The sequence below is a fragment of the Micromonospora sp. DSM 45708 genome (genome assembly GCF_039566955.1).
GTDB lineage: Bacteria > Actinomycetota > Actinomycetes > Mycobacteriales > Micromonosporaceae > Micromonospora.
In genome coordinates, this window is record NZ_CP154796.1 from 5,836,506 (window position 1) to 5,849,830 (window position 13,325).

The 13,325-nt window shown below is 68.9% G+C and carries 12 protein-coding genes; 4 read left to right on the forward strand and 8 right to left on the reverse strand.

Annotated elements, in window-relative coordinates; translation table 11 throughout:
- Positions 1-52: 52 nt before the first annotated feature.
- The 8 genes from VKK44_RS25215 to VKK44_RS25250 form a co-directional block, all read right to left on the reverse strand.
- Complete coding sequence (locus VKK44_RS25215; RefSeq protein ID WP_343443676.1) at positions 53-316, reverse strand: hypothetical protein; 264 nt, start codon at positions 314-316, stop codon at positions 53-55.
- 333 nt (positions 317-649) lie between these two features.
- Positions 650-1,423: a class I SAM-dependent methyltransferase gene (locus VKK44_RS25220; RefSeq protein WP_343443677.1), complete on the reverse strand. Its 774-nt coding sequence runs from the start codon at positions 1,421-1,423 to the stop codon at positions 650-652.
- Positions 1,420-2,169 (reverse strand): hypothetical protein, encoded by a 750-nt coding sequence (locus tag VKK44_RS25225; protein ID WP_343443678.1) that lies wholly within the window; start codon positions 2,167-2,169, stop codon positions 1,420-1,422. The genes VKK44_RS25220 and VKK44_RS25225 overlap by 4 nt, the downstream gene beginning before the upstream one ends.
- A 223-nt stretch (positions 2,170-2,392) precedes the next feature.
- Positions 2,393-3,523, reverse strand: a complete 1,131-nt coding sequence (locus VKK44_RS25230) for a class II histone deacetylase (RefSeq protein ID WP_343443679.1) — start codon at positions 3,521-3,523, stop codon at positions 2,393-2,395.
- Between the two features lie 14 nt (positions 3,524-3,537).
- Positions 3,538-4,752: a histidine decarboxylase gene (locus VKK44_RS25235; protein ID WP_343443680.1), complete on the reverse strand. Its 1,215-nt coding sequence runs from the start codon at positions 4,750-4,752 to the stop codon at positions 3,538-3,540.
- Positions 4,749-5,516: a hypothetical protein gene (locus VKK44_RS25240; RefSeq protein ID WP_343443681.1), complete on the reverse strand. Its 768-nt coding sequence runs from the start codon at positions 5,514-5,516 to the stop codon at positions 4,749-4,751. Before VKK44_RS25240 ends, VKK44_RS25235 begins: the two co-directional genes overlap by 4 nt.
- 333 nt (positions 5,517-5,849) lie before the next feature.
- Positions 5,850-7,313: an APC family permease gene (locus VKK44_RS25245; protein ID WP_343443682.1), complete on the reverse strand. Its 1,464-nt coding sequence runs from the start codon at positions 7,311-7,313 to the stop codon at positions 5,850-5,852.
- A 470-nt stretch (positions 7,314-7,783) separates the two neighbouring features.
- Entirely contained in the window at positions 7,784-8,419 is a 636-nt protein-coding gene (locus tag VKK44_RS25250) for an N-acetyltransferase (RefSeq protein WP_343443683.1), read from the reverse strand.
- A 452-nt stretch (positions 8,420-8,871) separates the two neighbouring features.
- On the opposite strand from VKK44_RS25250, the gene VKK44_RS25255 reads away from it, so the two are divergent.
- From VKK44_RS25255 to VKK44_RS25270, 4 genes are all read left to right on the forward strand, one after another.
- Positions 8,872-10,116, forward strand: a complete 1,245-nt coding sequence (locus VKK44_RS25255) for an IS701 family transposase (RefSeq protein ID WP_343447794.1) — start codon at positions 8,872-8,874, stop codon at positions 10,114-10,116.
- A gap of 264 nt (positions 10,117-10,380) precedes the next feature.
- Positions 10,381-11,268, forward strand: a complete 888-nt coding sequence (locus VKK44_RS25260; protein WP_343443684.1) for a helix-turn-helix domain-containing protein — start codon at positions 10,381-10,383, stop codon at positions 11,266-11,268.
- Entirely contained in the window at positions 11,265-11,465 is a 201-nt protein-coding gene (locus tag VKK44_RS25265; protein ID WP_343443685.1) for a DUF397 domain-containing protein, read from the forward strand. Before VKK44_RS25260 ends, VKK44_RS25265 begins: the two co-directional genes overlap by 4 nt.
- 595 nt (positions 11,466-12,060) lie before the next feature.
- Positions 12,061-13,323, forward strand: a complete 1,263-nt coding sequence (locus tag VKK44_RS25270; protein WP_343443686.1) for a hypothetical protein — start codon at positions 12,061-12,063, stop codon at positions 13,321-13,323.
- The last annotated feature ends 2 nt before the right edge of the window (positions 13,324-13,325 follow it).

The following is a 13,325-nucleotide window of genomic DNA, read 5'->3' on the forward strand; positions in this document are numbered from 1 at the left end:
CGGCGGGTTGGGCGTCAGCTCGGGGGCGGACCTTCCGGTACCTTGGCGAGAGTCACCCGACGAGCCGTTTGAGCAGCCCTTGCCCGGTGTCGGTGAGCGCGATTGTCAGCGCCCGGTGGGGCACCGGCCGCAGGATGCTCTCTGCGAGAAATTGATTGATCGTGTCCCGCACCGCGCCTTCGGGAACGTCCGGCACGGCTTCGGCCAGCTCACGGACTGTCCAGGACCGATTCGGATGGTGTAGGAGGGCGACGACGATACGGCGCCGGTTAACGGTCAACAGCCGGCGGGGCCTTCCGGTGAGACGTGTGGTCATGGCAGCCCTCTCTGAACGTGACTGTGGTGCTCGCCAGTCAGGGGCGTCGCACGGCGATCGACAACAGGGGCGCTGGTGTGGGTGACGCCGGCGGCATCACCGCGCCCGGTGCGAGCCGTGAGCGTGCGTGCGGGAGGAGCGGCCGACAGCAGGGGCTGTCGGTGTTACTGCCGCCGGGATGATCGACCGGCCGGGACCCTCCTCCCGGCGTGGCCGTCCGCGGCGACGGTATCGGGTGGTTTGAGATCCGTCACTGTCTGCCGGTGACCACGTCGTTGGGGTCGTCGATGCGACGCTGGAGGTTGCCGGTCCCCCAGCGGCACATCTCGGCGGTCAGAGGGGTTTGTGGGCGTGCAGACCACGGCGTTCGACCGAGCGCAGCACGACGGTGGGGTCGTCCATGAGCGCCTGGAAGTGGTCGAGGTCGTTGGTGGTTAGCCCGAGGGCGCGCAGGGTGGTCTGGGCGTCGACGGCGATGGCTGCGAGGATGCCGCAGCCGGGGCCACCGCCGGTCCACGTCTCCGACGCGGCGGTCAGGCACACCCTGTCCATGCCTCTGTGGTGGAGTAGTCCCTCGACGTCGGCTGGCCAGCGGCCGGTGCTGCCGGCGCCGAGAACCGTGTCGTAAAGGCGCCGCACCATCATGTTGATCAAGTCAGCGTGGTCCGTCCCGGCAGCGCCGTATACGCGCGGGAGGGTGTTGGTGACGTCGGCGCAGATCAGCCACCCGCCTGGGCGCAGCCGCGCGAGCATCTGATCGATCAACCCGGCCGGGTCGGACAGTCGGCGGTGCGGCCAGCGGCCGATCACCAGATCGAAGGACTCGGCATCCCCGGGCAACTCCTGCGGGGGCGCGGCCACGTCGCGCTGGTACACGTCCACCACGGCGCTCGGGTTGAGGAACGTAGTGTTGTCGTCCACGGCGACGACACGGCCGAGTGGCCCGACGAGGCGGGCGAGGTAGGCGGTGACGTGACCGGTCCCGGCGCCGATTTCCAGCACCTTGGATCCGGCTGTGGTGTCGAGGCGGTTGATCTGCTGCGTGACGGTCGGGTCGAGCAGCTCCCGCAGGGCTGCGGACATCCCGATGGCGCGTGTTGTTGTCATGATCTCGCTCCGTCGTCAGTGTGGCTGGCCAGGCAGGGCTGGTCTTGGTGGATCAGCCACACGGGTGAGTGGCGGGGGTGCAGGTACCGTCGCGGGGGCGCCGCCGGGTTGTTTGCGGTGGAGGGCTCCCACCAGCGTCGCGGAGTGTGGGTGCGGGTGAGCAGGAGCAGGTAGATCTGCGCACGCCAGCCGGTCGCGGTGAGCGTCGAGACCTCGTAGGCGAGGATCTGTCCGGTGTCGGAGTCCAGGATCAGCAGGTGTCGCGTGTGGCCCTGTTCGGTGAACGCAGTGATACCGACACCGCGCCTGCCAGCTCGGTCCGTTACGGCGGGGTGTGCGGTGAGGCCGCTGGTGTCGGCGAGTACCCGCGTCGCGAGGCGCCGCTGCCTCTGGCCGGGGTTGTGCCACGTCGCCAATGCGGCGAGGCCCTCCACGAGCGCCGCCGGGCCGTCTCCCCACCCCTGCATATGCGCCTGGGTGATCAACCACTCGCTGGTCAGGTAGGCGTTGGTGAGGTTCCGGACACGGAGTTCACCTGGTCGCCACCAGTCCTGTGTTATCTGCCGGTTCGGGGAGCGTCTGGCGAGCTCCGCGCCGGAGTCATCGGCGGCGTACCAGCGCACCACATCGGTTTCTCTCGTGCTGTTGGTGTCGTAGCGCCAGAGGCGGTGGTGCACGACGGCGAACCGGCCGGGCAATGTGTCGCAGCGGTCGGCGGTGAGTCGGCTCGCCAGGTTCAGTAGCACTGGGCGTGCTGGATCGCCGGGACGAAGCCGCACCCCCGTAGACCAAGGCGAATTGCCGGAAGGCGGTAGCGATACCGGCGTCGGTACCGCGCAGTCGACTGCGGCACGCAGGTCGGTGCCTTCGGACGGCGCGGGTGGGGGCAGGGTGGCCACGACAGCTGCCGTGACGAGTAGGGTCGCGGCGGTCGTCGCCGCGATGCTTGGGCTTGGGAACATGAGCGTGTCAGGTGGCCGGGACGGCTGTCGTGATAGAGGGCAGCAGGCGGGCGGCCTGGTCGATGACGTCCTGCTGGTGGGGCAGCATCGGCGCGGCGGCGTACCCGGCGGTGACGCCGGCCCATGGGTCGGTCAGGCTGCCGGTTTCACCGGTCAGACCTTCGATGAAGCCGACGAGGCACCACGGGGCCATCCCGGAGCTGTAGCCGCCCTCGCTGATCCCGACGATCCGGCCGTCGCACAACCGTTCGGCCGCGCGGCTGAGCAGTCGGGCCATCTGCCGGTACGAGTCCACGACCAGCGCTTGACGGGCCAACGGCTCGAAGCAGCCGCCGTCGAACCCTACCGGAACGATGATCAACTCAGGTTGGAACCGTTGCAGTGCCGGGAGCACGACCTGGTGCATGGCGTAGAGCCAGGCGGCGTGGCCGCTGCCCATGGGCAGCGGAATGTTGATGGTGTATCCCTCGCCGGCGTCGGCGCCGTTCTCGTCGATCCATCCGGAGTTGGGTGGGAAGGCGCCGGCCTCGTGGATGCTGATGTGCAGCACGCTCGGGTCGTTGTAGAACAGCTCCTGTCCTCCATTGCCGTGGTGCGTGTCCAGGTCGACGATCGCGATCCGACGCAGGCCGAGCTGGGCCTGGGCGTGTCGGACGGCGAGGGCCGCGTTGTTGAACACGCAGAAACCCATGCCCATGCCGGCGACGGCGTGATGCCCGGGGGGACGTACCAGCGCGTAGCCGTTGGTGAGGTTTCCGGACGCGACGGCGGTGACGAGTTCCAGGACCCCGCCGGCGGCGAGGCGGGCGATCTCCGCGCTACCCCTGCCCAGCGGGGTGAAGCCGTCCCCGGCGTCGCCTCCCCGCGATTGGGCGCTCGCGTCCGCGACCCGCTGCACATACGCGTCGGTGTGGACGCGCAGCAGCTCGCCGATCGTCGCGGGACGCGCCCGCACCCTCTGCATCGTGTCCAGCAGGCCGGTGACGTCGAGCAGCTCGACGCCTCTCCGCTTGGTCCGACCGCTCTCGACGTGCGCGTCGGGCTCGACGCCGGCGAGCGGGTCGGCCGGCAGCATGAGAGCGGCTGTGCCGGTGTCGTGCCAAAAGAACAGCGTGTCAGTCATGAAACCGGTCGCCATCGTGGCCTCCTTCATCAATGGGTGGTGGTCGTCAGGTCGGCGTCGTCGGCTGGAGTTCGGGGCCGCAGCGCTGTCGGGCGTGATACGGCGGCGGCCAGGTCGGTGACGAACGCGTCAATCTGCTTCCGGGTGATGCCGGGCATGCAGATCAGGTGGCTCACGGAGCTCTCGGTGGCCAGCACCCACTTGTTCCGCACGTCGGCGGGCGGGGTTTGCACTACTACGGTGAAGGCGTGGTCGTGGCGCCAGGCGTGCCAGCCGATGGCATTGATCTGCTCGACGGCGTAGGCGGCCAGGTGACGGGCACGGACGGCTCGCCACCGGTGTCCCTCCCGTCCCTGGACCGCGATGCTGTGCCACAGCAGCGCGGCGGCCAGGCCGCATCGGGACCCGCTGATCGTGGTGTCGACGGTGCCGGTGTAGGCGATCCGGCTGGCGAGGGAATGGGCGCTGCCGCGCACCAGGACCACACCGCACGGCACGGGCGTGCCGAGAAATTTGTGACCGCTGACGGCGATGCTGCTGATGCCGGCGGCATCATCGAGCCGCAACCGCCCGTCCAACGCCAGGGGAATCCCGGACAGGGCGGCGTCAACGTGCAGGAGGCCGCCGCCGGCGTGCGCGGTCAGGAGGTCCCGCAGCCGGTCGGTGTCGTCGACGGCCTCGGTCAGGGTCGTCCCGGCGGTGCCGACGACGATCGCGGGCCACCGCTTGCGGCGGTGTAGCTGCGCGGCCAGGTCGTCGTAGTCCATCTCTCCGCGCTCGTCGGCCCGCACTGACACGCCCTGCGCACCGAGGATGCCGACGAGCTTGCGGATGGAGTAGTGCGAGGAGCCGGAATAGTAGATCCGGGCGGTGGGGTAGCGGCGACGGGCCGCGCACAGCGCGGCGAGGTTGCCCTCGGTGCCGCCGGTCGTGACGTAGCCCCACCGGTCGTCGTCGGGTACGGCGAGCTGGTCAGCCACCCAGGCGACCACGGCCCGCTCCAAGACCCGAGTATGGGCGAATCCCCCATCATCCGAAATATCGCCGATGTTGTTCCACAGCCGGCGTGCCAGCCGGTCGACGACTTCACGGTGGTCCAGGTCGACCGCACCCGGGTAGCCGATCGTGGTTGCCGCCGACGCGTCCGCGTCGCTCACGAGCTGATCGAGGACGGCGGCGATGTCGATGTGGTCCTGGCTGAGGTCTGCGGCGCCGGCCAGGTCCATCACCTCGGCCGCCGTCATACATCACGGCCGGGGTTGAGGTGGGCGGTCAGCAGGTCGTGCAGGGTGCTCAGGCGCTGCCAAATCTGCTGGTTGTCGTGATCCCCCCGCGTGGTCAGGTCCGCATGTAGCCGGTACGAGTCGTAGTGATCGATGTCTACCGGTCGGTTGCAACGTAATCCGTTGTCCCCGAGTCGTGCGTAGGGGTCGCGGTCGACCTGCATCGCGGTGTGGTCCACCAGGCGGGCGAAACAGCGGCCGGGGATCTGCTGCGACGCGCCCAGGACTCCGGCCGACATGGTCTCGTGCAGGGACGTAGCGATGTCGGACCAGCGACCCTGGTCGGTGTCGAGCGTGCTCACCCCCACCCCGAGATAGCGCGCCCCGATCGGTAGGTGCACGTCCTCCCCGTTCACCATCGATCGGGAGCTGTCCAGCGGATGCCACTGTGCTCCGGCGGCGGCGATGTGCCCTCGGGCGGTGATGACCAGGTCATCGAGCAGGGTCGGCAGGTGATCGGCGTCCGGACCGGCTCGGAACAGTCGGCTCGCCGTGTGCAGCAGCCGACCACCCGGCTCGTTGGGCGCGTGACTGACGAAGAACAACAGGAGCGCGTGCGGGCCCCGGGCCTCCCGCGTGCCGAACTTCAGGCTCGCTGATGACAGGTGTCCGGTATTGGCGATCTTGAGGCGAGAGCCGACCTGCCATCGCAACGACGCCAGTGTCCGCGCGTCCACCGACTCGAACCCGAAGCTCGGCTCGGCGGGCTGCTGCTCGTCCGACATCGCCGGACCAGGCTTGCTATGCGGCTCGGACGCAGCGGCGCGCGCCGGGGACGGCTGCACTGTTGGATGGGCCGCAGGCGGCTGACCGTAGTGCTCCGGCCATCCCGCATCGGCCGGCCCGCCTACGGGTGCCGACGGTGGACCCGGCGGCGCGGGATGGCGGCGCGCCGGCGGATGCGGGGCCGCGTACGGCGAGCCGGGCTGTCGGTGCGCCGGTGGCTGCCGCTGCGGCGGCGGCCCGGACGACGCGGCCTCCCGGACGGGGTCGCCGTACTGGCCGGCCTGCCGGTGGTAGGCGTGGGCGGTGTCGGGGTTCGATCGCATCGGCTGGCCTCAGATCGACTCAGAGATGTTGTCCGGCACCGCGTTCCGGCGGGGCTGGCCGTGGCCGATGCCCGCCGAAATCTCCGGCCGTGACTTCTGCAATCGGGCGCCCCACGCCACGCCCACCATCGCGGTGACCGCCAGGGCCGCCGGCAGCAGCAGCGGATACAGCGAGCCCGTGCCGGCGCCCAGCAGGGAGTCCGCGTTGACGACCATGACCGCCAGCACCACCAGGCCGCCGAGCACGCCGAGCGTCGGCGCGATCCGCCACTGCCACCAACTCCACCCCTCGCCACGGACTCGGGACGGAGCCCGGAGCGCGGCGACCGACGCGGCCAGCAGCAGACACAGCAGACCCATCGCGCCCAACGCCGACAACCACGAGAACATCACCCGCAGCGGGTCCATCCCCGCCACGGCGAAGGCGGCGACCACCACGGCGGCGAGGGCCGACTGGACCAGTGACGCCTCCCGCGGTGCCGCGACCTGCCGGCCGGTGGAGGACTGCGCCAGCCACCCGGGCAGCACCTGCTCACGCGCCATCGCGAACACGTACCGGGCCACCGTGTGGTGGAACACCAGCATCGAAGTCAGGACTGCCGCGATCAGCAGCACCTCCGCCAGCAGCACGCACCACTCGCCGAGCCGGCCGAGCACCGAGAACGGCAAACCGCCGTTGGGGTCCGCCGCGACCGCGGCGACCGCCCGGGGTCCGACCGCCACGCCCATCGCCCACGACGCCACCGCGTACACCCCGCCGAGCAGGAGCACCCCGCCGACCGTGGCCCGGTAGATCGCGCCACGGTCGGTGGCCTCCTCACCCAGCGACCCCGGCACGTCGAAGCCCATCAGCGCCGCCACGCACAACGCGCACGCGCCACCGACACCGCCCACCGTCAGCTGCGAGACCGAGAACCCTGCCCACGGCGACCCTTCGCCGGCCGCCGGCGTACCGAGGCCAGCTACCACGAACAGCGCCACCACCAGCAACGACAGCAGCAGCACCGCTGCCACCACCCGGGTCGACGTCACGATCGTGTGGACCCCGAGCCACCCCACCACGACCAGCGCGACCAGCGCCCACACCCACCACACCCCGCCCAGGGAGGCAGCGGCCACCGACCCGAGCAGGCCGTACAGGCTGATCTGGATCGCGTTGTAGGCCAGCAGCGAGACCAGCCCGCCGGCCACACCCCACCGCCGACCCAACCCCACGGCCAGGATCCCGTAGTACGCCGCCGGATGCCCCACCCGCCCGGCCATCGCCGCGTACCCCACCGCCAGCAACCCGACAACGGCGGTCACCAGCACGAACACCAAGGGCAGAGCAACCACGCCCGTTGCCGCGTACGTGGTCACGATGCCGCCGACGAGCACCACCAGCGGCGCCGACGCCGTTGCACCTACCACCCGCAACCCCAACGGCGTCACCGTGCCGCGCTGCAACGCCACCGGCGCATGCGTCGACCTCATCGCCCCTCCCCCACCAGATAGCCGGGGCACGACTTGGCGCGACACCCAGTCACCGGATGGCTCCTGACGACCTGCTCATCCGCCGCCACGAGATACGTCGCTGTCGGCCTGAGTGGGCTGCGCTGCCAGTAGCGGCGCTGACCCGTCAGCCCCCGCATGGCGGCTTCGACGTTGCGGGTGAAGCCGAAGAGGTCGTGTCGTCCGTCGGGCCACTCGCGGCGCACGGCAACGCCCAAGCCATCTCCGGCCGACGCCGCGCCTCCCGCGACCACGCCAGAAGACCGGCGCCGAGTTGACAACCATCTCCGCGCACGATGACGCCGCGGCAACGCCATCATGTGTAGGCGGGGAATCGCGGACAGCATGAGGGATGCCTCCATCTGGTTGAGGGTGTGAAGGGACGGCCCCGCGTGGTGATGCGATCCGCCGGCGGGGTGGAAGCTGCGGGCTACAAAAGGCTCACGCGTCAGTCATCGAGCCGCGTACCGCCCCCACTGAAGGGGTGTGACCTGATGAAGCCGGGCCCGATGGGGAAATAGTCCGTCCCGCTCCGACTGGGGGGAGCGCCACATCCGCCACAACGTCGGGCCGGCACGTTCAAGCTGCATCGGGGACCGCGGCACATAGCCGAGCTGCGTGAACAAGCTCTCTCGGGGCTGGGCGGTGACAATCGTCGTATAGGCCGGCTGCCCCACGGTATCGAGCAGACGATGGCGGTGCTCCAGCAGCGCGACAGCCGCGTTCTCGTACCCAGGCCGGACCCCCAAAATCGAGAGATAAGCGTGCGGCTCCTGGGGGAGAATCGCATCGAGGCAGGTGTGCAGATAGACGAAACGGTCGGCGCGCCGTCCCAGCGCCGTGCGCAGCTCATCTGCGTTGGTCCCGGCCGCTTTCCGAGATACGCGCCGCTCGTACCACACTGATACCGCCGCTTCCCCGGCAGTGGCGTGGACCTGGCCAGACCGCATGCCTGCGTCCAGCAACAGCCGAGCGTAGGCACGCAGCAGCCCTGCCCGCTCGCTCGCATCCGGCACAAGCCACGCCGCGAGGGCACTCACGCACAGAGCATCAGCAATCACCCCCGAGAGGGCATCGACCTGCGCCATCACCGCGGGACGGACTGTCAACACATCCACGCGGGACCGACGCACAGCGTCGGGACCAGGCGTCGACAAGGAGGCCGGCGCGGGACCCGGTGCGCTGGCTCGACCGACGCCCTCGATCCCGCTATCCGATCGGACCTCGGTAGAGCGTCGTCCATCGGCATTGTCCGGGCCACCAGGCGGCCCTACCGCTGCGGCGTGCGTAGGCGAGGCCGCAGGCCGACCGCGCCGGCGGCGCGTCACGATAGGTAGCACCTTCAGCAAGGCACGCTCCCCTCTCGGCCTAGTACTCCAGCCGGGGATGTTGACCTCGGCTGAGCTGCGGTTTGGTGCGGTGGGGGTACGAGGACAGCCACCGTCGATCATGGACGGTTGTGTGGACTGACCATGACGCAGCGGTGGCTGCCGGATACAGGGTAGACGCCCAGCGGTGGCGGGTGTTGTTCGACGAGCTGATGTTGACGGTCGGGCGGCGTTTCCGCAGGCCCGAGCCGCGCCGCCGGGTTCGTGACTTCGTCCGAGGGCTGTTGGCGCCGCTACCGCGGAAGAACTGCTGGAGCATCGCTGAGCACGCCGGGGACGCCAGCCCGGACGGGATGCAGGACCTGCTGACCCGGGTGACGTGGGACGACGCTGAGGTTCGTGCCGATGTCCGCGAGTTCGTCGGTGAGCATCTCGGTGATGTCGAGGCCGTGCTGGTCATCGACGAGACGGGTGATCTGAAGAAGGGCCGGCACACCGTCGGGGTACAGCGGCAGTACTCGGGCACGGCCGGGAAGATCGAGAACTGTCAGCTCGCCGTGCACCTGGTCTATGCCACCGAGGCTGGGCACGCGATGCTCGACACGGCCCTCTACCTGCCGAAGTCGTGGTGCGACGACCCTGATCGCCGCGCCGAGGCCGGTGTCCCTGAGCAGGTGCGCTTCGCGACCAAACCGCAGTTGGCGTCCCGCATGATCGCCGCCGCGGTCACCGCTGGGCTGCCGTGCCGGTGGGCGACCGGCGACGAGGCCTACGGCAGCGATCCGCGGCTGGCCGCCCGGCTGCGTCAGCTACGACTGGGCTACGTCCTGGCCGTGGCCTGCTCACATCAGGTGATCACCGGCCTGGGCATCTACCGCGTCGACGGCCTCGCCGCCGAGCTTCCCGACACCGCCTGGCAACGGCTCTCCGCCGGTCGAGGCGCGAAGGGCCACCGCTACTACGACTGGTCCTTCGTCGCCCTGCCCCACGCCACCGACGCCCACGGCGGGCACCACTGGCTGCTGATCCGCCGCAGCCGCCGCACCGGTGAACTGGCCTTCTACCGCTGCTGGTCACCCGAGGTCGTCTCCCTCGGCACTCTCGTCGCGGTCGCCGGCCGGCGCTGGAAGATCGAGGAGTCGTTCCAGGCCGCGAAGACTGGCCTCGGCCTCGACCAGCACCAACACCGCCGCTGGACCTCCTGGCACCGCTGGAGCACCCTGGCGATCCTCGCCCACGCGTTCCTCGCCGCCGCGACCACCGAGCACCGCCACCGCTACCAGCCGGTCGGGCTCATCCCCCTGACTGTCAACGAGCTACGCCACCTGTTCCACGTCCTGATCATCGAACCCACCCGCCGACTCTGCGACCCGCTGCTCTGGTCAATCCGCCGACGCCGCCACCAAGCCCGCGCCATGAACAGCCACTACGCCCGACAAGCCCTCATCGAGCCGTGATCACGATCCCCGGCTGGAGTACTAGGCGTGACGACGGCGTATAGCTATCTGCTAATCCACAATCACGGACCTTGACGATGCTGGGAATGCCGACTTCCGGTCCGACTTCGCGTACCGACTTGCGGTCCGACCGGCACCTGAGCAGCGCAAACGAGGTCACACGCCCGTTCGCACCCACCTCACAACCCGCGAAATTGGGGCTATCCTGACCCCAATCCGATCGGCTGCCGCCGGTCGGGCACCAGTGGTATCCGGAGGCTGCCGGTGAATCGCCCCAGTCCCTACGTCCGTCGGCAATGGCTCGCACGCGAGATCCGCCGCCTCCGCGAAGAGCACGGCCTGACCGCCGAAGCCCTCGCACGTGGAGTCGGATTCCCGCGCAAACATCTGAGCATTCTGGAAAACGGACACCTCGGCCCGGACATCGACCTCGTCAGCGGGATATGCGACTACCTCACGGTAGGAGAAAGGCGTCAGCAAGCGATCATGGACGCGGCCACCGACGGCTGGGCTCAAGGCTGGTGGGCGACCACCGCCAACCAGATGGGCGCCCGTCAGGCGATCTACGCCGACCTTGAAAGCGGCACCGAAACGATCACCGAATACGCCATAGCCCTGATTCCCGGCCTGCTCCAAACGCCCGCCTACGCCGACGCTCGGCTACGCAGCGACCCCGCTCGCCACCACCATGCATTCGACCCTGCCGTCGCGGTCGCCGCCCGCGCCCGGCGCCAAGACCAGATACTCGCCGCCGGCGGGCCGAGCTACACCGTCATCATCGACGAGACCGCCATCCGACGCCGCGCCGCCGACCCGCCAATCATCGCCGAACAACTACGACACATCCTCGACGTCTGCGAAACACGATCGTCCGTCAGCGTTCTCGTACTGGCCAGCGACGCGGTGATCCGGTCGCACAGCGCCCCATGCTCCGCATACTCGATCTACCGCTACCGGGATCCCCAACGCTCATACGCCCTGGCAACCGCCACCCTCACCACAGACATCATCCACACCGATCCCCGCGCGATCGACCCCTACTTGAGCTTGCACAGCAGGCTCAAGGCCGCCGCCCTATCACGTGAGGCGAGCACCGACCTCATTCGTGCCGCGGCAGACCAACTGGCACCCACCCAAGGAGTCCCAGCATGACCACACCGACCCACACCTGGCGCAAATCCAGCCGCAGCGACGACGGCAACTGCGTCGAAGTGGCCATCGCCGACGCAGTTCTCGTCCGAGACTCGAAAGACCCTCAAGGTCCAATCCTTCGGTTCGATGCCCGGGCGTGGCACACGTTCGTGTCGACCCCGCCCATCGGCGGCCTCGGCCAACCGGCAACTCGCTAAGAAGGCCGATCTAGAAGCGAGGTGCCGCGTCGCTCGCCGCGGTTTGATCGCCGACGAGGGCAAGCACGATACGTCGGCGAGACGCGGCACCTCGCCGCCCCACGTGGAGGAACTAACGCGCCTCGTCACTCAAAGACGATGCGCATACCCACAGCCCGGCCGTGGCGCCTGGCCCCACCCCTACCAGCACATGATCGGAGACACCCACCGCGCCCACAACATTAGGCAGGGCTACATCCCGATGTTCATCGCCGGCCTGTCGACCGCCAAGGTCGTCGGTATCTGCCAACGCCTCGACGACCCCGTCTGGACGCACGTCGACCTGACCAATGTCGAAGCACTCTGCGGCACATCGCCTGGGACGACACCAATCAGAAGACACTTCCCCACATCCACCTCACGCCCGGACTCAAGGAACACAGCGCGACCGCTCACACCGGCCACCTGCTAAATGCAAGCGTCCCATTCCTCACCGAAATGCTCATCATCGAGATCAGCTCACCGGCAATGCGTCGGCTACCGAACACCGACCTGTACGACGTACCACAACTGCGCATCGGCTAACGATCGCGACCCTGCCACGAGGGAGGTGTGGATGCCGCGCCATCCCGACACCGTCATCACGCCCAACCGGCTGCTCGTCCGGGCACGCCAGCGCCTGACGTCGCCGCAAAGGCCTGGGCAGTGCATGTCCAGAGCCGAACTGGCCGACGCCATCAACGCCGCTCTCGACCGTCTGTACCCCGCGCAAAGCCTTACCGCCCACTACGTTGACCATCGCTGGGTCGGCAAACTCGAACGAGGAGAACACCGCTGGCCCAGCCGCGAGCGCCGCACTGCCCTCCGTCACGTCATCGGCGCCACCACCGACACCGAACTCGGCCTCTACAGTCCGCGACGCACTCCGGACGCGATCCGATCTGGCCGCGTCCAGGACCAACCGCCCACACGCCGGCTACTCCACGTCTGCGTCAGTGACGAACTTCTCGACGGCGATCCGGAGGCATGGCTACATGAGCTCGACGATCTCACTAACCAACCCATGCGAACATGGCCTCAACTCAGGTGCCAGGTGCAGGAGTACCTCGAAGTCCTCGACCATCTCCAGGGCCGCCACGCTCGACCGCACCTTGCACGGGTCGATGCTCGCTGGTCGGAGTTCATGAGTTGGATCGCCGACAACACCGCCTCACCCGAGGGTTGGACGTGGCTTGACCGATCGCACCGTCGCGCCACTGAGGCTGATGACACATCGCTTGCCGCCTACACGCTCATGCGGCAGAGTCAACGTGCTCTCGACAACGGCGACGTCCGCGCGGCGATTGCTCTCTCACGCCGCTCCCTGGCACCCGGTTCGGTACCCGCCCGCACTCGCACGCTGTGCCTTACTCGCATAGCCGAAGCACTGGCTGCCAGCGGTGATGACGAGGCACGTACCGCAATCATGGCAGCCCGACGCGGGCTGCTCGGTGCGGACGCCAATGCGGCCGATGAAGACGACTTCGCCCGACACTGCGACCCCCGTTACGTTGCCGCGGTTGACGCCCGCTGCCGGCACTTGCTCGGTGACCCGGCCTCCGCCACCTCGATCTTCCAGGAACTCCTCAGCGACCTAGCCGACATCGCACCGATCGACGCGGGACTCTGGCACGCCCACCTCGCTGAGTGCTACCTGCACCACAACCCGGAACACGCCGCCGCCCACGGGATGAGCGCCCTGCGGCTCTCGGACGAGACTGCCTCCTACCGTGTCATCCGCGCTACGCAGCCACTCGCGATAGCGCTGCGCCGGCACACAGCACTGCCCGCAGCCCAAGCCTTCATCGACAGGCACCGCACCGCAGTGACATCCCAGTGACA